16 protein-coding genes are annotated in these 22,226 nt (G+C 62.0%); 3 read left to right on the top strand and 13 right to left on the bottom strand.

What is annotated here, in order from left to right; all coding sequences use genetic code 11:
- Window positions 1-425 precede the first annotated feature (425 nt).
- On the top strand, window positions 426-2,843 hold the full coding sequence (locus tag ACP7EW_RS10535; RefSeq protein ID WP_426216892.1) for a glucose/quinate/shikimate family membrane-bound PQQ-dependent dehydrogenase: 2,418 nt from the start codon (window positions 426-428) through the stop codon (window positions 2,841-2,843).
- Window positions 2,844-2,928: 85 nt separating this feature from the next.
- Here the strand turns inward: ACP7EW_RS10535 and ACP7EW_RS10530 are convergent, their stop codons facing one another.
- The 13 genes from ACP7EW_RS10530 to ACP7EW_RS10470 form a co-directional block, all read right to left on the bottom strand.
- Window positions 2,929-3,351, bottom strand: coding sequence for a group I truncated hemoglobin (locus ACP7EW_RS10530; protein ID WP_426218047.1), 423 nt, complete (start codon window positions 3,349-3,351; stop codon window positions 2,929-2,931).
- Complete coding sequence (locus ACP7EW_RS10525; protein ID WP_426216890.1) at window positions 3,348-4,211, bottom strand: DUF3034 family protein; 864 nt, start codon at window positions 4,209-4,211, stop codon at window positions 3,348-3,350. Before ACP7EW_RS10525 ends, ACP7EW_RS10530 begins: the two co-directional genes overlap by 4 nt.
- Window positions 4,212-4,216: 5 nt before the next feature.
- The gene (locus ACP7EW_RS10520; RefSeq protein ID WP_426216888.1) at window positions 4,217-6,565 is read right to left on the bottom strand and encodes a putative bifunctional diguanylate cyclase/phosphodiesterase; all 2,349 of its coding nucleotides are present in this window, start codon (window positions 6,563-6,565) and stop codon (window positions 4,217-4,219) included.
- On the bottom strand, window positions 6,549-7,226 hold the full coding sequence (locus ACP7EW_RS10515) for a methylamine utilization protein (RefSeq protein ID WP_426216886.1): 678 nt from the start codon (window positions 7,224-7,226) through the stop codon (window positions 6,549-6,551). Before ACP7EW_RS10515 ends, ACP7EW_RS10520 begins: the two co-directional genes overlap by 17 nt.
- A 210-nt stretch (window positions 7,227-7,436) precedes the next feature.
- Entirely contained in the window at window positions 7,437-9,773 is a 2,337-nt protein-coding gene (locus ACP7EW_RS10510) for a putative bifunctional diguanylate cyclase/phosphodiesterase (protein WP_426216884.1), read from the bottom strand.
- An 895-nt stretch (window positions 9,774-10,668) separates the two neighbouring features.
- Window positions 10,669-11,844: an ABC transporter substrate-binding protein gene (locus tag ACP7EW_RS10505; RefSeq protein ID WP_061435438.1), complete on the bottom strand. Its 1,176-nt coding sequence runs from the start codon at window positions 11,842-11,844 to the stop codon at window positions 10,669-10,671.
- Entirely contained in the window at window positions 11,841-12,815 is a 975-nt protein-coding gene (locus ACP7EW_RS10500) for a CobW family GTP-binding protein (protein WP_426216881.1), read from the bottom strand. The genes ACP7EW_RS10505 and ACP7EW_RS10500 overlap by 4 nt, the downstream gene beginning before the upstream one ends.
- Window positions 12,812-13,111 carry a hypothetical protein gene (locus ACP7EW_RS10495; protein WP_038851297.1) on the bottom strand — a complete coding sequence of 100 codons (300 nt, stop codon included), beginning with the start codon at window positions 13,109-13,111 and terminating at the stop codon, window positions 12,812-12,814. The genes ACP7EW_RS10500 and ACP7EW_RS10495 overlap by 4 nt, the downstream gene beginning before the upstream one ends.
- Before the next feature lie 13 nt (window positions 13,112-13,124).
- Entirely contained in the window at window positions 13,125-13,874 is a 750-nt protein-coding gene (locus ACP7EW_RS10490) for an SDR family NAD(P)-dependent oxidoreductase (RefSeq protein ID WP_426216879.1), read from the bottom strand.
- Window positions 13,875-13,887: 13 nt separating this feature from the next.
- Complete coding sequence (locus ACP7EW_RS10485) at window positions 13,888-14,649, bottom strand: SDR family NAD(P)-dependent oxidoreductase (RefSeq protein WP_426216876.1); 762 nt, start codon at window positions 14,647-14,649, stop codon at window positions 13,888-13,890.
- A gap of 10 nt (window positions 14,650-14,659) precedes the next feature.
- Window positions 14,660-16,000, bottom strand: coding sequence for an MFS transporter (locus ACP7EW_RS10480; RefSeq protein ID WP_426216874.1), 1,341 nt, complete (start codon window positions 15,998-16,000; stop codon window positions 14,660-14,662).
- Window positions 16,001-16,024: 24 nt separating this feature from the next.
- On the bottom strand, window positions 16,025-16,903 hold the full coding sequence (locus ACP7EW_RS10475) for a polysaccharide deacetylase family protein (RefSeq protein WP_003234086.1): 879 nt from the start codon (window positions 16,901-16,903) through the stop codon (window positions 16,025-16,027).
- 11 nt (window positions 16,904-16,914) lie between these two features.
- Window positions 16,915-18,237 carry an amidase gene (locus ACP7EW_RS10470; protein WP_426216871.1) on the bottom strand — a complete coding sequence of 441 codons (1,323 nt, stop codon included), beginning with the start codon at window positions 18,235-18,237 and terminating at the stop codon, window positions 16,915-16,917.
- Between the two features lie 337 nt (window positions 18,238-18,574).
- On the opposite strand from ACP7EW_RS10470, the gene ACP7EW_RS10465 reads away from it, so the two are divergent.
- Both ACP7EW_RS10465 and lon read left to right on the top strand, forming a co-directional pair.
- Complete coding sequence (locus tag ACP7EW_RS10465) at window positions 18,575-19,564, top strand: GntR family transcriptional regulator (RefSeq protein WP_426216869.1); 990 nt, start codon at window positions 18,575-18,577, stop codon at window positions 19,562-19,564.
- 92 nt (window positions 19,565-19,656) lie between these two features.
- On the top strand, window positions 19,657-22,077 hold the full coding sequence (gene lon / locus ACP7EW_RS10460; RefSeq protein WP_033902440.1) for an endopeptidase La: 2,421 nt from the start codon (window positions 19,657-19,659) through the stop codon (window positions 22,075-22,077).
- The last annotated feature ends 149 nt before the right edge of the window (window positions 22,078-22,226 follow it).

Below are 22,226 nucleotides of genomic sequence, written 5' to 3'. Positions count from 1 at the left end.
CCAAATTTTCTAGTGTGGGGCGGGGGGGTGGGGGGGTTGGCGTCTATACACCCCCCCCGGCCCCCCCCCCCGGCTCCTGCAGGTTTTGCAGGGCCCTTTGCAGCGACGTTCTGTCACTGTTACCAAATCTGAAATGATGCATCTTGCGATTGACGCTTTCTCTCGACGCGCTCTCCCTTTATCCTTGCCGCAACAAACTGAAACGTTTCACGTCCGCGGTCGACCCCATCTTGCCGAATTCCCCCTCCGCCCAAGACAGCGCTGTCTTACACCGACCTGCGCCTGGGGATAAATCGCCCGCCTGTGGATAACCACACTTATCCCCAGAAAAACCGAATTAACGCTGAACCAAGCCCGTGTCGAATCGTCATCTACAGTGAAGAAACACGGGGATACATAATTCCAACGTCACGGAGAAACACACTATGAGCACTGATGGTGCTTCAAGCCCAAGCCGCCTGCTGCCCAGGTTGCTAGGCGTCTTGCTGCTGATCATGGGCCTGGCCTTGCTGGCCGGGGGTATCAAGCTGACGATGCTCGGCGGGTCGCTGTACTACCTGCTGGCCGGTATCGGCATCACCCTGACCGGCATCCTGCTGCTGGCCACCCGCCGCGCCGCGCTGGGCCTGTACGCACTGGTGCTGTTCGCCAGTACCGTGTGGGCCCTGTGGGAAGTCGGCCTGGATTGGTGGCAATTGGTGCCGCGCCTGGCGCTGCTGTTCGCCCTGGGTATCGTCATGCTGCTCCCGTGGTTTCGCCGTCCGTTGCTGCGTGGCCAACCTGCCCCGCTGGGCACTGGCGCGCTGAGCGTGGCCGTGGTGCTGGCGGGTGCTACCGCCCTGGCCAGCCAATTCACCAACCCCGGTGAAATGGTCAAGACCGGCCAACTGGACCGCGACGCAGTCCCTGGCATGGCCAGCGCTGCACCGTCACAAGCTGATGGTGACTGGAACTCCTACGGGCGTTCGGCCTACGGCGATCGCTACTCGCCACTGGCGCAGATCACCCCGGAAAACGCCCACAAGCTGGTGCCGGCGTGGACGTATCGCACCGGTGACATCCCTGGTCCGAACGATCCAGGCGAGACCACCGCAGAAAACACCCCGCTGAAAGTCAACGGCATGCTCTACGTGTGCACGCCGCACAGCCAAGTGATTGCCTTGGACCCGGATACCGGCAAGGAAATCTGGCGCTTCGATCCGAAGATCAGCAGCCAGGGTGCCGAAAACTTCAAGGGCTGGGCACACATGACCTGCCGTGGCGTGTCGTATCACGATGACGCGGCCTACGCTTCCGAGCAGAGCCCGACCGGCAGCGCCAGCCCGGCTGCCGCGCCGAATGCCTGCCCGAAACGCATTTTCGTACCGACCGCCGACACCCGTCTGATCGCTCTGAACGCCGACACCGGCAAGATGTGCGAAGACTTCGGTGACAAAGGCCAGGTCGACCTGCGTGCCAACATCGGCAGCTTCGCCCCAGGCGGTTACTACTCCACCTCGCCACCGGCCGTGACCAAGAACCTGGTGGTCATCGGCGGTCACGTGACCGACAACGTCTCCACCGACGAGCCGAGCGGCGTGATCCGCGCGTTCGACGTGCACACCGGCAAACTGGTGTGGAACTGGGACAGCGGCAACCCGGACGACACCACTCCGTTGGCCGAAGGCAAGACCTACACTCGCAACTCGCCGAACATGTGGTCCATGTTCGCCGTGGATGAAAAACTCGGCATGCTCTACCTGCCGATGGGTAACCAGATGCCCGACCAATACGGCGGCGACCGTACCGACGAATCCGAGAAATACGCCGCCGGCTTGACCGCCCTGGACATCGACAGCGGCCACGTGAAGTGGACCTTCCAGTTCACTCACCACGACCTGTGGGACATGGACGTGGGTGGCCAGCCGTCGCTGATCGACATCAAGACCGCTGAAGGCGTGAAGCAAGCGGTGATGGCGTCGACCAAGCAAGGCAGCATCTACGTGCTGGACCGTGCGACCGGCCAGCCGGTAGTGCCGATCCACGAAGTGGCTGTACCGCAAGGCGCTGTAGCCGGCGACCGCACTTCGCCGACCCAACCGAAGTCCGACCTGAACTTCATGCCACCGCCGCTCAAAGAGCGTGACATGTGGGGCGTGACGCCGTTCGACCAACTGCTGTGCCGCATTGATTTCAAATCCATGCGCTACGACGGTGCTTTCACCCCGCCATCGCTGCAAGGTTCGATCGTTTACCCAGGTAACTTCGGCGTGTTCGACTGGGGTGGCATTTCCGTCGACCCGGTACGCCAGATCGCGTTCGTGAACCCCAGCTACATGGCGTTCAAATCCAAGCTGATCCCGGCCGCCGACATTGCCAAGCAAGGTCCACGCGTCAGCGAAACCGAAGGCGTGCAGCCGAATAAAGGCGCGCCGTACGGTGTGATCCTCGAAGCCATGCTCTCGCCAATGGGCCTGCCGTGCCAGGCACCGGCGTGGGGTTATGTGGCCGCGGTCGACCTGACCACCCACAAGACCATCTGGATGCACAAGAACGGCACCGTGCGTGACAGCGCGCCGGTTCCGATTCCGCTGACCATGGGCGTGCCTAGCCTGGGCGGCACCTTCACCACGGCCGGTGGCGTGGCGTTCCTCAGCGGTACGCTCGACCAGTACCTGCGTGCCTATGACGTGAAAAACGGCAAGCAACTGTGGGAAGGCCGCCTGCCAGCCGGCGCGCAAACCACCCCGATGACCTACACCGGTAAAGACGGCAAGCAGTACGTGCTGGTCATGGCCGGCGGTCACGGTTCCCTGGGGACCAAGCAGGGTGACTATGTGATGGCGTTCAAACTGCCGGAATAAGCTTTACTGGCGGTAAAAAAAGGCGGCTACCTTCACAGGTAGCCGCTTTTTTTATGCCCAGTAGAAGCCGGTGGTGTTACGTCAATCAGTGTTCGATCACATCCCCACGCATCACGGCCAACCGTGCAATCAGACGGTTTTGCACCGGCACCGAGATTCCCTCGCTGTCCATCGCCTTGATCAAATCCTCCACCAACGCATTGAAGTCACTGCGGCTCACATTCTGCCCCTTGTGACTCTCGGCCATGCTATCCCCGGTATAAGTGCACGGCCCGCCCGCTTCCACGCAGAACTGTTCGATCAGCTTGTTGCGCAGGCGCTGGATATCAATGCGCCGGAAGCGTTCGACGATGCGTTCATCTCGGGCGATGTTGAGCAGCATGCCCTCAACGATACGCGTGATACCCGGCATGGCGCCGAGGTCGCGGTACAGGTTGTCATCCTTGGGCGGTTGCTGGGCGCAGGCACTGAGCAGCAAGACGAACACCACAGGCAGCAAACGCATCAGAAACTCCCCTGCACAGACAGGTAGGTACCGTTCTGGTTATCCAGCGTGGCGATTTCGCCCAGGCGTGCGTAGGCCAATACGAACGACACATGCTTATTGGGAAAGTAGCCGACAAACACATCCGCCCAATCACTCTCGCCGGCAAACGACAGGTTGTCGGGCTTCTCGCGGTACTCCACGCCCACCGCCCAGCGCGGGTTGAGCAGCAACGCCAGCGAGCCTTCCTTGAGCAGGCTGCGGCGGTCGCGGCGGTCACCGCCAAAGCCAAGCAAACCGGTTTCATTCGCCCGGCTGTAGCGCAGGCTGCCGTTGACCAGCACGTTGTAGCCAAACGCGGCGCCCATGAACAAGCGACTGGCGGCGAGGTAGCCTTCGACGTCGCTGTCACGCTTGGCGCCCACCAACTTCGGGATGTCGAAGTTGGTCTGGTGCTTGTACTCCAAGCCCAGGGACACTTGGGGCAAATCGTCGTAGATCACGTCGCCAAACAGTCGCACCTTGAGGCCCAGCACGTCCTGGCCGAGGTTGTCTTCGGGCAGGTTGAGCGTGTGCACCAGCGTGCCGAGGTCGAAACGCTGGCGGGCGAAAGACACTTCGACGCGGTTGTCATACGCCAGCGCCAACCCGGCCACGTCCAGCCGATAGTCCGGCAGGTTGACCGTGGTGGCGAACGCCGTGGCGCCCCACTCGTGCTGTTCGCCATACCCGGCCAGCAGCGCCCACGGCGTGATCCCGCCGCCCGCCGTACCTTCAATGCTGCTGGCGCCACCCGTGGCAATCAGACGGCCGTTATCGGCCCACGCCGTTTGCAGGGTCAGTGCACCAAGGCAACCGATCAGAAAAGAAACACGCACCGTCATGCCACTCAATGAACCAGGGAAGTTTGCGCACTGAGGGGCAAGGCCACCCAGGCTTCGAAGGCGTCGGCACTCAAAGGCCGACTGATCAGGTAACCCTGGGCCGTGTCGCACTGCCAACGCTCCAGCAGGCGCAGGCTGTGGGCGTACTCAACGCCCTCGGCAACCACCTTGAGGCCCAGGTTGTGGCTCATCTCGATGGTGGAGCGCACGATCACCGCGTCTTCACTGGTTTCATCGAGGTTGCGCACAAAGGATTGGTCGATCTTCAACTCTTGCACCGGCAAGCGCTTGAGGTGGGCCAATGACGAGTAACCGGTGCCGAAGTCGTCCACCGACAGGCCGATACCGCAGTCGCGCAGCAAGTTGAGTACCTTGAGGGCTTTTTCCGGCTCGCGCATCACCGCGCTTTCAGTGATTTCGAACAACAGCTGTTCCGCCGGCAAGCCATAGCGACGCAACAACGCCGACACGCGGTGGGCCAGTTCATCGCCGAGCAGATCGTCGGCCGAGATGTTCAGCGACAACTGTAGCGACAGGCCACGCCGGTTCCATTCGCACAACTGGCGAATGCCCTCTTCGATCACCCATTGGGTCAGCAACTGGATGCTGCCCGAGCGCTCGGCCAAAGGGATGAATTCCGCGGGCGAGACCATGCCAAATTGCGGGTGTTGCCAGCGCAACAGGGCTTCGGCCTGGCGCACGTGGCCCTGGCGAATATCCAGTTTGGGCTGGTAGTGCAGCAGCAGTTGGCCCTGGTTAGGCGCGTGGCGCAGGTCGCGGATCAAGGTGATCTGGCGGCGGTGCGCAAGGTCACGGCCCTGCTCGTAGATCTGCAAGCGCCCCGGCATTTGCGCGGCATCTTTCATGGCGATGGCCGCGCGTTCCAGCAAGGTTTGGGGACTTTCGCCATCGGCCGGGTAGGCCGCGATGCCCAGGCGGCAATCCAACGCCAGGTCATGGCCATTGATGCGCTGGGGACGCAGCAACAGTTGCTGAAGTTTGTCAGCCATGCCCACCGCCTCGTCACTGCCCGCGCCTTCCAGCAGCAGCAGGAACTCATCGGCAATCAGGTGTGCCAAGGTGTCGCCGGGGCGCAGCGCCGCCTGCAGGCGCTGGCTCACCGTCAACAGCAATTGGTCCACGGCTTCGGGGCCGGCGGCTTCGCTGGCGGCGCGCAGGTTGTCGATGCCCAGGTAAATCAGCGCCATCGGTCGTTGCAGGGCAATCGCACTGCCCAGGCGCTCCATCGCCAGTGCGCGATTTGGCAGGCCGGTGAGACGATCATGCAGGGCGTTGTGCGCCAGCTGTTGTTCACGCTCGGCAATCCCGCTTTGCATGGTGTTGACCGCCAGCGCCAGACGCCCCAATTCATCACTGCGCGCCAGCACGACCGGGGTCTGGTAGTCGCCGCTGCGGATACGCTCGGCCGCCAGCGCCAGCGCCTGCACCGGGCGCGACACCGTACGGGCCAGCAGCAAGGCACCGACCAGCGACGCTATCAGCGCGACCAGGGCTATCCCGAGGATCTTTTCATCCAGCGGCACAAACGCCTGCATCGCCGCGTCCAGCGGACTTTGCAGCAAGGCCAGGACTTTACCGTTTTCATCACTGGCCAGGACCAACGACTGACTGAGAAAGCTGTGTTCAAGATGATCGGTGGTCGACACGCCACGGCGCGTCGAGTCGCCTTGCATCAATACGCTGATGCTCTCGCGCAGCACCTGTGGCTGGGTGCTGACCAACTCGCCAGGGCCGTCATGGTCAATCGCCAGGAACGAGACTTCCAGGTTGCTCAACGAACGCAGCTCATCGGCAAACGCTGCGTCCATGCTGAAACCCATCACCACCCGCGCAATCGGCAATGGCGCCAGCACCGAAGCCTCCACCAACAGATGCGGCTCGCCTTGCAATGGCACCATCAACATCGCCTGGCGATTGCGTCGTGCTTCGCGCAAGGCCTGGTCGTAACGAAAGGTCGAGCCCTCCGGGACTTCCTCCAGGGTGCTGGCCAGGACTTTGCCGTCCATGCCCAGCAGGATCATGTCGCTGGCGTTGATGCGCTTGCCGTGGTTGAGCAGCACCGAGCGCATCGTCGCCGAATCGCCACTGGCGACCGCATCGCGAAAACCGAAGTCGGCGGCCAACAGCTGAACGCCGTCGGCCAGACGCCGGCCACGAACATCGAGCAAGCGCTCGAACACCCGCGTACCCACTTCCAACTGGGACAGGGCCTGGCCGTGTACCGCCGAGCGGGTCGCCGCCTTGACGCTGAAATACAGCGCGCCGATCACCACCAGCGACAGCAGGATCAGCACACTGGCGACACGCGCCTGGAAACTACTGCGCAGTTTCACGGGCGGCTCGATTGAAGGCATCACCAAAGGCGCTTGGCGTCGGCGGCAGATCCGCGGACGCAGGCTCCAGGCTCATTGAAACCCGATGGCTCAGGCCCGCAGCGGGGATTTTCAAGGTACCGCCGTCCAGCGGCTGCATACCCGCCAACTGCGGGTGCCACAGGGTCAGGTGGTAGTCACCGGCCGGCAGTTGCTCCAGGCGCACGCGTCCCTCGGCATCGCTGACACCGAAGCGAGGATCATCGGTCACGTAGATATAGCCGAGCATCCAATCATGGATATTGCAGCCCAACACCACGACGCCGGGCTTGTCGAACAGCAGCGGGTCGGATGGTGTGCCCTCGTATAGCCGCAGCTCAAAGCGCTTGGCGGCGGAAAACGAATAGACCTGATGACGAATGTTGTCGCTATTGGGGAAGCGCACCTGCGTGCCGGTATGCACCGCCAACACATGGGGCGCGAAGCGTTGGCCGCGCTGGTCCATATCCGCCTTGAGCACACCCTCGGGCGCACCAACCGGGCCCCGCACGGTCACCACCGCGTCGGTAACCGGGCGGCCATCGGCCTGGTAAGCCAACACCTCAAGCGTCGCCGCAGGCACAAGGCCGGCCGCCGCCAGCAACAGCGCAGCAAGGGATAACAGAGAGAAAATCCGAGCCATGGTCGATCCGCAGAAAAGGGCTAAAAGAGCGGCCAGCCTTGGCACAACAGCATTGAACTGCGAGCATGATGACGCAAATAAGGCCAATTGCCATCACTGGACATGCATCAATACATGACCGTCGGTCGGCAAAAACCTATGCAATCGGTCAGGCTCTGTAGAGGTTATCGACCCTGTCTTGAAAATCTGTAGTCGATGGGAAGGGCTTATCTAGATCGGCACCCGTTCGCGACGCATCCACATCTCGAACGCCATGGCATTCAAGGGCCGACTGATCAGGTAGCCCTGCGCGGTGTCGCAATTCCACTGTTTGAGCAGCTTCAGGCTGGGAGCGAATTCCACGCCCTCGGCGACGACCTTGAGCCCAAGGTTGTGGCTCATCTCGATGGTGGAGCGCACGATCACCCCGTCGCCACTGGTGTTGTTGAGGTTACGTATGAAGGACTGGTCGATCTTCAACTCCTGCACCGGCAGGCGCTGCAATTGCGCGAGGGATGAATAGCCGGTGCCGAAGTCATCCACCGACAAACTGATGCCGCAGCCGCGCAACTGCTCCAACACACTGAGGGCCTGTTGTGGGTTGTGCATGATCGCGCTTTCGGTGATCTCGAAAATCAGTTGCTCGGCGTCCACCTGATATTGCATCAACAGCGCAGTGACACGAATCGCCAGGTCATCATCAGCCAAATCATCCACCGAGATATTCACCGACAGCTGGATCAGCATGCCGCGCTGCGACCACTCGGCGATCTGGCGGATGGCTTCTTCAATCACCCACAGGGTCAGGCTGCCCATGCTGCCGGTGCGTTCGGCCAAGGGGATGAACTCTGCCGGAGACACCTGGCCGAGGGTCGGGTGCTGCCAGCGTAACAAGGCTTCGGCCTGGCGTACATGGCCGTGCTTGAGGTCGAGTTTGGGCTGGTAGCACAGGAACAACTCACCCTCGATGGCCGCTCGACGCAAGTCACGGATCAGGGTGATCTGACGTTGGTGGGCCAGGTCGCGGTCCTGCTGGTAGATCTGCAAATGCCCCGGCAGGCTGGCGGCGTCATGCCGGGCGATGGCGGCGCGGCTGATCAACTCCTCCACTTGCTGGCCGTCGGCCGGGTAGGCGGCGATGCCAATGCTCACTTCGTGGCGCAGTTCGTCATGGCCGACGCGCTGCGGCTCGGTGAGCAGCGCGTAGAGACGGTCGGCGCGGGCCACGGCGCGATCAACCTCAGTGTTTTCCAGTAGCAGCAGGAACTCACTGCCAGCGATTCGCGCCGCCGTATCACTGGCCAACAGGCTCATGGACAGGCAGCGGCTGGCTTCGCGCAGCATCTCTTCAACGCCTTCAGGGCCGAAACCTTCGTTGATCACCCGGTAGTTTTCGATGCCGACGTACAGCAACACCACCGGCCGTCGCGCACTGATCGCACTGCCCAGGCGTTCCATGGCCAGGGCGCGATTGGGCAAACCGGTGAGCGGGTCGTGCAAGGCGTTATGCGCCAACTGCCGCTCGCGCACGGCAATACCGCTTTGCATGGCGTTGAAGGCGCGGGCCAGCAAGCCGAATTCATCGTGACTGCGTACTCGCACCGGTGTGCGGTAATCACCGGCACCGATACGCTCGGCCGCCTGCACCAGGGCATTGAGCGGGCGCGATACCCGTCGCGCCAGAAACAGCGCGCCGGCCAACGACACCAGCAGCACTGCCAGGGCAATCCCGAGGAACTGCCGGTCCAGCGGCGCAAAGGATTCCAGGGCATGGTCGAGTGGGCTTTGCAGCAGCACGCGCACTTCATCGCCATCGTCGGTGTTGGCCAGCGGCAGCACCTGGCTGAGTACCCGCTGGCCATAGAACAAGTGGATTTTCGGCTCGGGGTCGACATGCCCTTCGCGCAACAGGCTGAGAGTGGCGGCCTGGTAAGCATCCGGCTGCGTGCTGTACAGCGGGCCGGGGATGCCGTTTTGCACGCTGAGGAACGACACCTCCAGATTACTCATGGAACGCAGCTCATTGGCGAACAGCTTGTCCATGGGAAAGCCCATGACGATGCGTGCGATGGGCAACTCGTCGAGCACTTCATCCTGCACCAACAGATACGGCCGTCCGTCCAAGGCCACGATCAGCATCTGCAGGCCCGTGCGCCGGGCATGGCGCAGGGCGTTGTCATAGGGGAAAAGCTGGCCGCGCGTGAGGATGGGCAAGGTGCTGACCATGACCTTGCCGTCCAGGTCCAGTACGAAGACCTCGCTGGAACGGATGCCCGTGCCGTGGCGACGCAACGCAGCCAGAATCGGCACGGTCTTGCCTTCGGCCACGGCTTGTTTGAACGGGAGGTCGACGGTCAGCCAGTCGAGCCCGTATTGCAGGCGCCGACCGCGCAGGTCGATCAGGCGCTCGAACACTTGGCTGCCGGTTTGCAACTGGACTTGCGCCTGGTTTTCCACGGCGCGGGTGGTGGCGGTCTTGACGGCGAAATAGGTGGCGCCGACCACCACCAGCAGTAACAGCGCCAGCACCCCGGCGATGCGGGTTTGGAACGTGTGGCGCCACCTCATTGCAGTGCCCTCTGGCAGCGTTCGCCTCTCTCTGCCACTACGTCCCTTTGTCATGTGCATTCCTTGCGACTGCTGACCTGGCGTCAAAAAAATATCCATTTGGATTGAATATTAGGTCTTAGGAGATTAGCTGGGACTTGGGTTAAGTGCACCCAATAAAAGCGGGGAGTTTGGTGGCGGTTTTTTGGCGACAATGGGTTGGCTGGGGATTGAGTTGGGTACATATCCGTTATTTGGGTAACGGCTGATATGGGTTCCGCCCTTACGGCGGGTCACTTTGCAAAAGCGGCAAAGTAACCAAAGGGCTCTTGCCCCAACACTCGGCACCTCGCTTAGGCTCGGTGTGCCCTCTCTCCGGCTTGAATCCGTGGGCCGCCAGCGTGTTTGACGGGGTGCCTAAGATCAAAATCAAAAGCGCGGCGGCCTGGTAGCCGACCGGTTTCTGGAAGCCGCTCTCGGTCCAAATGTGGGAGCGGGCTTGCTCGCGAAGGCGGCGTGTCAGCGATTACATCTCTGACTGATCCACCGCTTTCGCGAGCAAGCCCGCTCCCACAATTTAGATCTCCTATATCAAGAAGACATCAATCTGCTCTGGCTCTGTTTTTGATTTTGATCTTAGGCGCCCCGTCAAACACGCTGGCCGGAATTCGACAGGGATTTGGGGGGTAAACCGGCAGGGATGCCGGTTTAGCCGCCCCGCGCCATGGATGGCGCGTGGCGGCGGCCCCCCAAATCACTGTCGGATTACGGGCATACCGAGCCTAGGCGAGGTACCGAGTGTTGGGGCAAGAGCCCTTTGGTTACTTTGGGGCTTTTCCAAAGTGACCCGCTGTAAGAGCGGAACCAATATCCGCCGTTACACAAATAACGGATATGTACTCAATCAATCAAACAATCAAACACACCGAGCCCGCATAAAATCCCCCCACCTGCGCACCAGATAATTATGCTCATCCATCACCGAATTCCACACCGCAATATGCCCCATACGCGCCTCATAAGACCCCCCATCCCGCACCTCACCCACGTCGATCAGCGGCAACCCATCACTCCCCAGCAACTCCTCCCGAGCAGGCTTGCCGGCATACCAGTAATCCCACTCCGCACTGCTCAAGTGATCCCGACTCCGCGCCGGATTGCCAATGTAATACCCCTGGCGCGCCATCACTGCCCCAGGCCACCCCGACAACCACCAATTCAAATACGCATAAGCCGCATCCAACACCGGCCCCTTGGCATGCCGCGACAACGACAACCCACCAAACCACGCGCGATACCCTTCACGCGGCACCGCCAAGCGGTATTTCACACCCGCACGATGAAGGCGCATCAAGGTCGGCGACCACAGGCTCTGGATATCGATACTCGGGCTGAGCATCAATTGCGCCGCCTCTTCATCATCAGACCAGAACGCCGCAAAGTGCCCCTCCTTCTGCTTGCGCACCAGGATATCGGCGAGCACGTCGATCTCCTCGATGCTCATATTGCCGATGTCCCTGAAACTGGCCAGCCCCGCACCCTGCACCGCCAATGCAGCATCCAACGCACCGATAGCCGCGTCACTCTGCAGGGCCGTGCGTGCACGCCAAGCGGGATCGAGCAGCCAGCCCCAGCTTTCGTTACCGTGGCAAAAACCTTCGGGCAAGCGTTCGGGGCGGTAGGCGAAACTGTCGGCGTTGTGGGTCAGGGGCAACATGCTGATGCGCTCGGTGACCGTGCTGCCGAGGCTGCCGTCGTGCTGCACGAACAACCGTTCGCTGGGCACGCTGCCGCTGCCCAGTCGGTCATCCGGTGATAGGCGACCGCGCTTGGGCAAATCATTGATTTCATGCCACAGCGCGATGCGTCGGGTGTCGATAGGCTGGATCGCACGGGCCGGCCACACGAAGTCAACGTTGTGGAACCATTGGTCGTAAAGGTCGTAGCTGTCGGGTTGCATCACCGCGATGCGTTGGGCCTGCTCGACATCGTGTACTTGGTAGACCAGGCGAATACCCAGCTCCTGTTCCGCACGGACGCGCAGGCATTCAAGCAGGGTGACGGAAGTGCCGAGGACGCGCAGAGTGATCATGCCGCGAACCGCCGCGAGAACACGTTGAAGGAGCGTCGCAACAGCTCGGGGTCTAGGCCACGCAGGATAAACACCAGACGCGACTGCCGATCGGTGCCCGGCCATGCAGGCAAATGAACCGGCGCATGCAGGCAATGCTGCACACCATGAATGACGATGGGAGCGTTACTGGCGTTCACGTTGAGCAGCCCTTTGACACGAAGGATTCGTTCGCCGTGGCATCTTAACAGCATCGACAACCACACCCCGAAACCCACCCAGTCCAGCGGCTGGTCGAAGGTCAGGCTGCACACTTGGGCGGCGCCGTGGGTAGCGGTGGTAGTGCGATGCAGTTGCCAGCGACTGACTTCCACGGCGGGTTCGGCGCTGCGCAGGCCTTCACCGAGCAGCAGTTGATCGCCGCTGTGGATGTCGTGGGTATCGAGGATCGGCGTACCGGCATTCAGCGCCTGCAAGTGAGCGCGCAACGCCGTGCAATCGCCGGCCAGGTCGGTCTTGCTCAACAACAGGCGATCCGCCGCCGCCACCTGCGCCAGCCATTCCGGGTGCAGGCGTTCTTGCAGGTCGGCGTGGCTGGCATCGACCAGGGTGATCACCAGGCCAATATGGAAACGCCCGCGCAGTTGCACGTCGTTGTTCAGGGTGGCAAGAATCGGCGCCGGGTCGGCCAGGCCGGTGGTCTCCAGGATGACGCGCTTGAACGCCGGGATTTCACCGCGCTCGCGGCGTTGCAACAGGCCGAGCAGCGCGTCCTTCAGCTCGCCTCGGATCGAACAACACACGCAGCCGCTGGGCAGTAGTACGGTGTCCGGTGCCACCTCTTCCACCAGCAGATGGTCGATGCCGACATCGCCGAATTCGTTGATCAGCAGCGCGGTGTCGCCCAGGCTTTCGCCTTGCAGCAGACGCTTGAGCAAGGTGGTCTTGCCGCTGCCGAGGAAGCCGGTGATGACATTAAGGGCGATGCTCATACGGATGACTCCAGATGATCCAGCAAGCGCGGATCGAGGGGATCCAGCGAGCGGCCGAGCATCGTCTCAGCCGCCTGCCAGAGTTGATCCAGACCGCTGGCCAGTGCCTGTTTGCCGGTAGCGCCCAACAGCAGATACGACGCGCCCTGGAAGTCTTCGACCTTGAGCCGGAACACTGCCAGCACCTGATTGATGGCGGCGATTCGGCGCAGGCGTTCGCGGCGTCGGGGCAGTTCGTCGCCCAGAGGATCGCTCCAGTGCAAGTCTTCGCCGAGCAAGCCGCAGAGTCCACACATGGCTATACCTCACTCATGGCATGACATCGCCGGAGTTCGGACCCAGGGTCTGACCGACGAACAGGTTGCCACCGGGCTCGCTGGCCAGCAGCACCGCCGTGGGCGCCACTTCATCCGCCAGGCCGAAGCGCCCCAGGGGCAGTTCCTTGGCCTTGGCACGTTTCCAGTCGTCGCTGATACCGCCCACCAACGGCGTCTCGATCGGGCCGGGCGCGATGGCGTTGACCAACACATTGTCCTTGGCCACTTCCAGGGCCAGGGACTTGGTGAAGCCGATCACCCCGGCCTTGGCCGCCGCGTAATGGGTCAGCTCGGCGCCGCCCTTGATGCCCAGTTGCGAGGCGACGTTGATGATCCGTCCCCAACGCTGCGCGAGCATGTGCGGCAAGGCGCGCTGACTGGCGACGAACACGCTGGTGAGGTCGACGCGCAGCATGTCGTTCCACATTTCGATGGACAGGTCGACGCAGCGCGCCTGGGTGAGCATGCCGGCATTGTTGACCAGGATATCGATGCCGCCGAAGTGTTCGACGCAACGGTCGACACTCGCCTGCGCACCTTCGACGGTGCCGACATCGGCCAGGCATTCGAACACCTCGGCGCCGAGGTTGCGGCAGGTGATCGCCGTTTCCGCAAGGGTGGCGGCGTTGCGGTCGGCCAGCACCAGGCGCGCGCCTTCAGCGGCGTAGGCACGGGCGATGGCGGCACCGATGCCGCTCCCAGCGCCAGTGATCACCGCGCGGCGGTTTTCCAATTGTCTCATGTTCATTCCTCAATCAGTCCGGCCAGCGCACGGTTAAACCACCGTCAATGACAATGCTTTGCCCGGTCAGATAGCTCGACGCGTCACTGGTCAAAAACTGCACCAGCGACGCCACTTCATCCGCCCGCCCTACCCGGCCCAACGGAATCGCGCGCGCCGCTTTGGCCAAGCCTTCCGGCCCCAGCGAGTTCTTTGCATCCAGCGACTGCGGCGTCTCGATCAACCCAGGAATCACCGCATTGCAACGAATGCCCTTGGCCGCCAATTCCACCGCCAGCGACCGGCACAACCCCGGCACGCCAGCCTTGGCCGCCGCGTAGTGGCTGTGTTCCTGCCAGCCATACACGCCGCCGGCAATCGACGAAATCGCCACCAGCGCGCCGCCTGCATGCATATGTCGAGTTGCCGCGCGGAAGGTGCGCATCACCCCAGTGAGGTCGACATTGAGCATTTCGTCCCACAACGCGTCGGTCATCTCCAGCAAGGGTGCGCGGCGCAGCAGGCCGGCGTTGGCCACGGCGTAATCGAGTCGGCCGAAATGCTGGATGGCTTGCGCGGCCAGTGCATCGACGGAAGCGGTGTCACCCACGTCCAACGGCAGCATCAGGCACTCGCCGCCCGCCTCGTCCACAAGGCTGACGGTGGTCTGCGGGTCATGGGGATCGGCCGGGTAATACCCGCCGACCACCGCCACACCGTTGCGCGCATAGGTCACGGCGAGGGCTTGGCCGATGCCGCTGGCGGCACCGGTAATCAAGGCAACTTTACGGCTCATCGAACACTCCTTACTGAATGGTTTCCGGACGCACATGGCGTGCGGCAAACATCAAGGCGCCAGACAGGAAGCACGGCAGCGCGCCGAACCACAGCGCGGCGGTCTGCCAGTCGCTGCCAGCGGACAGCACTTGGGTCGCGCCAAAACCTGCGACTACCGCACCAATCGGGCCCATGGCATGGATGATTGCGCCGCCGGTGGCGCGGATGCTGGTGGGGAAACTTTCACTGATAAAGAACAATGCCGCCGAATACGGCCCGATCAGGAAGAACAGGCCCAAGCTGTACAGCCCAACCACCATCGGCATATTGCTCGGGCCAAACAGCATCCCGGCAAACGACAGGCCGCCGAGCATCCAGCCCAGGCCAATGACATTGCGACGGCCGATCTTGTCGCCCATCCAGCCGTGACTGAGGTAACCGCAATAGCCGACCAGGTTCGACAGCACCAGGATGATCAGCGAGTTCTCGAACGAGATGTGGTGCACGCTGATGATCACCGAAGTACCGAGCACGCTGAACACCTGGATCGCCGCCCAGTTGAGCAACAGTGCCGCGCCAATCACCAACGTGGCGCGACGCGCCGGGCCACGGAACGCGGCTTTGAGGCCGGCCTTGCTGTGTTCGTCGTAGTCCACGCCATAGGTTGCGGCGACGTTTTGCGCTTCTGTGACGGCGCCGCTTTTACGCAATTGGCTGATGCGCTGGTGGATCTGGAACTGCGGGCTCTCCTTGAGTTTGCGCGCCATGATCGCGATGACGATGGCCGGGATCGCGGCGAAGATAAAGCAGCCCTGCCAGCCAATGATCGGCAGCAACAGCGCGGTCAAACCGGCGGCAATCAAAGCACCCACCGGCCAGCCGCCCTGCACCAGGCTGTAGATAAAACCGCGGCGCTTGGTCAGGCGCGGATCCTCAGAGGCGCCATACAACTCACTCAAATACGTGGCGTTGACGGTTTCTTCGGCATAACCCAAACCGCCCAACGAACGGATCAGGATCAACGGCGACTTACCCCACGCCCCGCCAATCGCCGTCAGCGCCGAGCACAGCGCAGAGCCGGCCACGGTGAAGATAATCCCGGTGCGCCGCCCCAATTTATCCACCACCGGGCCGATGGCAAACGCGACCACCGCCGTGCCCACCGCCACCCACGTCGCGATTTCAGCTTGCTCCACTTCACCCCAGCCAAAATGCCGGCCGATCTCCGGCAACAAGGTGCCGAACAGGATGAAGTCATACACCGCAAACACCCAGGCGAAAAACGCGATCCAGGTGGCGAAACGCACCTCCTTGGACGTCAATTGCCGGGGTTTCCAGCCAGTCAGGTCAAGCTTGTTGTAGATGGACATGGGTCGCGCCTCAGGAATAAGGGGTCAGGTACGGGGTTGGCGGCGGATGAAGTCGTCGGCGATTTCGTCAAAGGTGACGAAGCGCACGCCGGCATGGCTCTGGATGTGTTCGATCAGGCGCTCCAGCATCAGCAGCACTTGTGGGCGGCCGGAGACGTCGGGGTGGATGGTCATGGTGAACACCGCGTGTTCGTGTTCGCGGTAGACCCAGTCGAACTGGTCGCGCCACATTTCTTCCAGGTGACGCGGGTTGACGAAGCCGTGGCTGTTGGGGGCTTTTTTGATGAACATCATCGGCGGCAGGTCGTCCAGGTACCAGTTGGCCGGGATCTCCACCAGGTCGGTTTCTTCGCCGCGCACCAGGGGTTTCATCCAGGTGTCGGGGTGCTGGCTGTAGTCGATCTTGGTCCAGCTGTCGCCCTTGCGCACGTAGTAGGGGTGGAAGTCGTTGTGCATCAGGCTGTGGTCGTACTTGATGCCTTTTTTCAGCAGCAGTTCGTTGGTGACCTTGCTGAATTCCCACCACGGCGCCACGTAACCCGTCGGGCGTTTGCCGGTGACCTGGGTGATCAGCTCGATGGATTTATCCAGGACGATTTCTTCCTGCTCGGCCGTCATGGCGATGGGGTTTTCGTGGCTGTAGCCGTGCACACCGATTTCGTGACCGGCGTCGGCCACGGCTTTCATTTGCTCGGGGAAGGTTTCCATCGAGTGGCCAGGGATAAACCAGGTGGTGCGCAGGCCATAGCGCTCGAACAGTTTGAGCAGGCGCGGCGCGCCGATTTCACCGGCGAACAGGCCACGGGAGATGTCGTCCGGCGAATCTTCGCCGCCATAGGAACCGAGCCAGCCGGCGACGGCGTCAACGTCGACGCCGAATGCACAGAGAATGTCTTTAGCCATGATGTGTCTCCTTAAACGTTGAGTACGGATTCGACGGACAACGCTGCGCGCAGCAGGCGAGCGTCTTCCCCCGTCGGGGCGCTGAGCAGCAGCCCGGTGGGCAGGCCCTGGGCATCGCGGCCGCTGGGCAGGGTCACGCCAGGCATGTCGAGCAAACTGCCGGGCATGGTCAGGCGCAGGGTGGCGAGGTTGGTGTTCACAAACAGGTCGTCGTCCGCTTCCAGCGGTGCCAATGCGGGTGCGATGTGGGCGACGGTGGGGGTGATGAGGATGGCGCCGTCGAGGTCGTCGACCAGTTGCTGTTGCAGGCGGCGGCGGGCATCGACCAGATGCAGCAGTTGGCTGGCCGGCAGCGTGCGCGCGGCTTCGAGGCGGCGGCGTACACGTGGGTCAAGTTGTTCGGCGTCGGGGCTGTCGAGCAAGGCTTCGTGCAGGGCGAAGGCTTCGAAGGAACCGAGCCAGCCGTGGTGTTTGATCAGGTCCAGGGTGGCCTGGAAGGTCGGGCATTCGCGCTCTTCAACCAGCGCGCCGTGAGCCTTGAGTTGCTCCACGACGCGCAGCAGGTTGTTGCGCACAGCGGGTTCAACATCCTGTTGCGCCAGCACAAAACGCTGACCCTTGAGGCTGCGGGCGGTGTGGGTTTGGCTGCGGCCATGCAGCAGATCGTCGATTGCCAGGGCATCACGCACACTGCGAGTCAGCGGGCCCAGGCTATCGAGGGTATGGGCCAACGGGAACACGCCGTCGCGGCTGTAGCGTCGGCTGCTGCTGCGGTACCCCACCAGGCCGTTGAAGGCCGAGGGAATGCGGATCGAACCGGCGGTGTCGGTGCCCATGGCGATCGGCACGATGCCAGCGGCGACGGCCACGGCTGAACCGGACGACGAACCGCCAGGAATGCGCGGTTGGTCAGTGCCATGGGGGTTGTGCGGCGTGCCGAAATGCGGGTTCAGGCCTAGGCCGGAATAGGCCAGTTCGCTGAGGTTGGTCTTGCCCACGCTGACCATCCCGGCGCGGCACAGCAGACCTACGCTTGGTGCGTCGAGCAACGCGGCAGGCGCAGTGCGGCGGTAGGCCGCGCCCGCAGTGGTGATACTGCCGGCCACGTCGAACAGATCTTTCCAAGCCAGGGGCACGCCATCGAATACGCTCAATGGCTGGCCGGCGCGCCAGCGGGCGGCAGAGGCTTCGGCTTCACGACGCGCACGCTCAGCGGTCAGGCTGATAAACACCGCCGGCACCTCATCCGCCTTTTCGAGTGCCTGTTCGAGGATTTGCACCGGGTCGCTACGACCGCTGGCGAAATCTTCAGCCATTGAAGTGGCGTCTGACATCAAAGTGACCCTCACAAAACGTACATATTAATAAAATGTACATTTTATAAAGGCAGCTTTCGTGCCAGTCTTTCTCAGGCAGCATTTACGCAACCAGGGGATTTCGCCCAGAGCTACGGGATAGATGGTTTTAACCAGCCGGAAAAAATCTTGCCAGACCGCTGGAAAGCGCCTTCAATGAAATAATGTATCTTTTATTAATAAGTACATTTTGGTGCAGAAAAGTAGCATTCCTCGATTCCGAGCCCCACAAAGGTGCCACCGCTGTGGCGCAGGGTGACAGGCGTAACTTATGAGAGAATCCCCGGCCACCGTCCTACAAGCCCCAGAGAAAGCGATGAAAGCAGCGTCCGCCTCGGCCTCCCGTTACGCGATGATTCACCAGGTATTGCGTGATGCGATCGTCAACGGCACCGCGCGCCACGGCCTGGTCTTGCTGGAAGCGCCACTGGCCGAATTGTTCGGCACCAGCCGTGTGCCGGTGCGCCGAGCCCTGGACCTGCTGCATGAGGAAGGCCTGATCTGCCGCTTCAACGGCCGGGGTTACCTGATCAACCCCGACGGCCTTGCGATGGAGCCGCTACGCTTGCCCTTGAGCCATGCGCACCTGGGCCTCAACGGCGAAGATGAGTTGGTGGACACGCGGCCGCTGGGCGAGCGCATCGTCGAGGAGATCGGCGCGGCGTTGTCCACCTGCATTGCCTTCGGCCATTACCGCCTCGATGAGCAAGCCGCCGCCGACCACTACGGCGTCAGCCGCGCGGTGGTGCGTGAAGCGCTGATGCGCCTGCGCGACCGGGGATTGGTGGAAAAAGAGCCCTACTCCCAATGGCTGGCCGGACCGCTGACCGCCCGTGAAGTTACCGAAGACTACGAACTGCGCGCCTGCCTGGAACCCGAAGCTTTGCGCCAAAGTGCGCCGGGGCTGGACCGCGAGACGCTGGAAGCGATGTTGCAACGCGTGCTGGACGCCCAGGACAGCGCCCACTGCAGCCTGGAGGCCATCGAACAGATCGAGGAGGACTTGCACCAGCGCTGCCTCGCCGGCCTGCAGAACCGCAAGATCGCGGCGTTGATCCGCCAGGGCCAAAGCCCGATGATCATCAGCCGGATTTTCTACCGTTTGCTGGGGATCGGCGCCGATCCGGCCATGCTGGCCGAACATCGGTTGATTCTGGAATTACTGCTGCACGGTGCATTTGATGCAGCGGCGTTGAACCTGCGTGAGCACCTGCAGCGGGCGCGGCAGCGTATGCTGCAACGGTTGAAAGTGTTGTCAGTGCTGCCGGAGCAGCCATTGCCGAGCTATCTGCATAAGATCAGCTGAATTCATGCAATTTGTTGCTAACTTCACGCGACCATTGAAACCACCGCTACCCCGCCCCATCTAACCTGCATACTTCCTTATGCAGGTGCCCCATGAGCGACCAGCAAGAATTCCCTGATTACGACCTCAACGACTACGCCGACCCCGAAAACGCTGAATCCGCCTCGTCCAATACCGGCCTGGCCCTGCCTGGGCAAAACCTGCCGGACAAGGTCTACATCATTCCGATCCACAACCGGCCCTTCTTCCCGGCGCAAGTGCTGCCGGTGATCGTCAACGAAGAGCCGTGGGCCGAAACCCTGGAGTTGGTGAGCAAATCCGACCACCACTCCCTGGCCCTGTTCTTCATGGACACGCCGCCGGAAGACCCGCGCCACTTCGACACCTCCAGCCTGCCGCTGTACGGCACCCTGGTGAAGGTGCACCACGCCAGCCGCGAAAACGGCAAGCTGCAATTCGTCGCCCAGGGCCTGACGCGCGTGCGCATCAAGACCTGGCTCAAGCACCACCGCCCACCGTACCTGGTGGAAGTCGAATACCCGCACCAGCCGAGCGAGCCGACCGATGAGGTCAAGGCCTACGGCATGGCGCTGATCAATGCGATCAAGGAACTGCTGCCGCTCAACCCGCTGTACAGCGAGGAGTTGAAGAACTACCTCAACCGCTTCAGCCCCAACGACCCGTCGCCACTCACCGACTTCGCCGCCGCGCTGACGTCGGCCACCGGTAACGAGTTGCAGGAAGTGCTGGACTGCGTGCCCATGCTCAAGCGCATGGAAAAAGTGCTGCCGATGCTGCGCAAAGAGGTTGAAGTCGCGCGCCTGCAAAAAGAACTGTCCGCCGAGGTCAACCGCAAGATCGGCGAGCACCAGCGCGAGTTCTTCCTCAAGGAACAACTCAAGGTCATCCAGCAGGAACTGGGCCTGACCAAGGACGACCGCAGCGCGGACGTCGAACAGTTCGAGCAACGCCTGGAAGGCAAAGTGCTGCCGCCCCAGGCGAAAAAACGCATCGATGAAGAATTGAACAAACTGTCGATCCTCGAAACCGGTTCACCGGAATACGCAGTGACACGCAACTACCTGGACTGGGCCACTTCGGTGCCGTGGGGCGTGTTTGGCGAGGATAAACTCGACCTGAAACATGCGCGAAAAGTGCTGGATAAACACCACGCGGGCCTGGATGACATCAAGAGCCGCATCCTTGAGTTCCTTGCGGTGGGTGCCTATAAGGGCGAAGTCGCCGGTTCCATCGTGCTGCTGGTCGGCCCGCCGGGCGTGGGCAAGACCAGCGTGGGTAAATCCATCGCCGAGTCCCTGGGCCGGCCTTTCTACCGCTTCAGCGTCGGCGGCATGCGCGACGAGGCCGAGATCAAGGGCCATCGCCGCACCTACATCGGCGCCCTGCCGGGCAAGCTGGTGCAGGCGCTTAAAGATGTGGAAGTGATGAACCCGGTGATCATGCTCGACGAGATCGACAAGATGGGCCAGAGCTTCCAGGGCGACCCGGCGTCGGCCTTGCTGGAAACCCTTGACCCGGAGCAGAACGTCGAATTCCTCGACCATTACCTGGACCTGCGCCTGGACCTGTCCAAAGTGCTGTTCGTGTGCACCGCCAACACTTTGGATTCCATCCCCGGCCCGCTGCTGGACCGTATGGAAGTGATTCGCCTGTCGGGCTATATCACCGAAGAAAAAGTCGCCATCGCCAAGCGCCACCTGTGGCCGAAACAGCTGGAAAAAGCCGGCGTGTCGAAAAACAGCCTGACCATCAGCGACGGCGCCTTGCGTGCGTTGATCGACGGTTACGCTCGCGAAGCCGGGGTGCGTCAGCTGGAGAAACAGCTGGGCAAACTGGTGCGCAAGGCGGTGGTCAAGTTGCTGGACGAGCCGGACTCGGTGATCAAGATCGGCAACAAGGACCTGGAAAGCTCCCTGGGCATCCCGGTATTCCGCAACGAGCAAGTACTGTCCGGCACCGGCGTGATCACAGGCCTGGCCTGGACCAGCATGGGCGGCGCGACCTTGCCGATCGAGGCGACGCGTATCCACACGCTCAATCGTGGCTTCAAGCTCACCGGGCAGTTGGGTGAAGTGATGAAGGAGTCTGCGGAAATCGCCTACAGCTACATCAGCTCGAACCTGAAGTCGTTTGGCGGTGATCCAAAGTTCTTCGACGAAGCCTTCGTGCACTTGCACGTGCCGGAAGGTGCCACGCCGAAAGACGGCCCGAGCGCCGGGGTGACCATGGCCAGTGCATTGCTGTCGCTGGCGCGTAACCAACCGCCGAAAAAAGGCGTGGCCATGACCGGCGAGCTGACGCTGACCGGGCACGTGCTGCCGATTGGCGGGGTGCGCGAAAAGGTGATTGCGGCGCGACGCCAGAAGATCCATGAACTGATCTTGCCGGAGCCCAATCGCGGCAGTTTTGAAGAGCTGCCGGAGTACCTGAAGGAAGGCATGACGGTGCACTTTGCAAAGCGGTTTGCGGATGTGGCCAAAGTGCTGTTCTGACAATTATGTAGTGCCTGGTCTGGCCTCATCGCGGGCAAGCCCGGCTCCCACCTTTGAATGTGTTCACCCATCAAAATGTGGGAGCGGGCTTGCCCGCGAAGGCGTCAGTCGCCACAGCGCAAATCCCTCCATGTCACACCTTGTCTCAT

It is taken from the genome of Pseudomonas sp. DWRC2-2 (assembly GCF_049897885.1).
GTDB lineage: Bacteria > Pseudomonadota > Gammaproteobacteria > Pseudomonadales > Pseudomonadaceae > Aquipseudomonas > Aquipseudomonas azotoformans_A.
This window is presented reverse-complemented; position numbering and strand designations above follow the sequence as displayed.

Excerpts from the sequence above, each read along its gene's own strand:
- ACP7EW_RS10495 (WP_038851297.1), bottom strand. The coding sequence starts at position 13,111 with ATGTGTGGACTCTGCGGCTTGCTCGGCGAAGACTTGCACTGGAGCGAT.
- ACP7EW_RS10500 (WP_426216881.1), bottom strand. The coding sequence starts at position 12,815 with ATGAGCATCGCCCTTAATGTCATCACCGGCTTCCTCGGCAGCGGCAAG.
- ACP7EW_RS10465 (WP_426216869.1), top strand. The coding sequence starts at position 18,575 with ATGAAAGCAGCGTCCGCCTCGGCCTCCCGTTACGCGATGATTCACCAG.
- ACP7EW_RS10515 (WP_426216886.1), bottom strand. The coding sequence starts at position 7,226 with ATGGCTCGGATTTTCTCTCTGTTATCCCTTGCTGCGCTGTTGCTGGCG.
- lon (WP_033902440.1), top strand. The coding sequence starts at position 19,657 with ATGAGCGACCAGCAAGAATTCCCTGATTACGACCTCAACGACTACGCC.
- ACP7EW_RS10505 (WP_061435438.1), bottom strand. The coding sequence starts at position 11,844 with ATGATCACTCTGCGCGTCCTCGGCACTTCCGTCACCCTGCTTGAATGC.
- ACP7EW_RS10475 (WP_003234086.1), bottom strand. The coding sequence starts at position 16,903 with ATGGCTAAAGACATTCTCTGTGCATTCGGCGTCGACGTTGACGCCGTC.
- ACP7EW_RS10490 (WP_426216879.1), bottom strand. The coding sequence starts at position 13,874 with ATGAGACAATTGGAAAACCGCCGCGCGGTGATCACTGGCGCTGGGAGC.
- ACP7EW_RS10525 (WP_426216890.1), bottom strand. The coding sequence starts at position 4,211 with ATGACGGTGCGTGTTTCTTTTCTGATCGGTTGCCTTGGTGCACTGACC.
- ACP7EW_RS10470 (WP_426216871.1), bottom strand. The coding sequence starts at position 18,237 with ATGTCAGACGCCACTTCAATGGCTGAAGATTTCGCCAGCGGTCGTAGC.
- ACP7EW_RS10480 (WP_426216874.1), bottom strand. The coding sequence starts at position 16,000 with ATGTCCATCTACAACAAGCTTGACCTGACTGGCTGGAAACCCCGGCAA.
- ACP7EW_RS10535 (WP_426216892.1), top strand. The coding sequence starts at position 426 with ATGAGCACTGATGGTGCTTCAAGCCCAAGCCGCCTGCTGCCCAGGTTG.
- ACP7EW_RS10485 (WP_426216876.1), bottom strand. The coding sequence starts at position 14,649 with ATGAGCCGTAAAGTTGCCTTGATTACCGGTGCCGCCAGCGGCATCGGC.
- ACP7EW_RS10510 (WP_426216884.1), bottom strand. The coding sequence starts at position 9,773 with ATGAGGTGGCGCCACACGTTCCAAACCCGCATCGCCGGGGTGCTGGCG.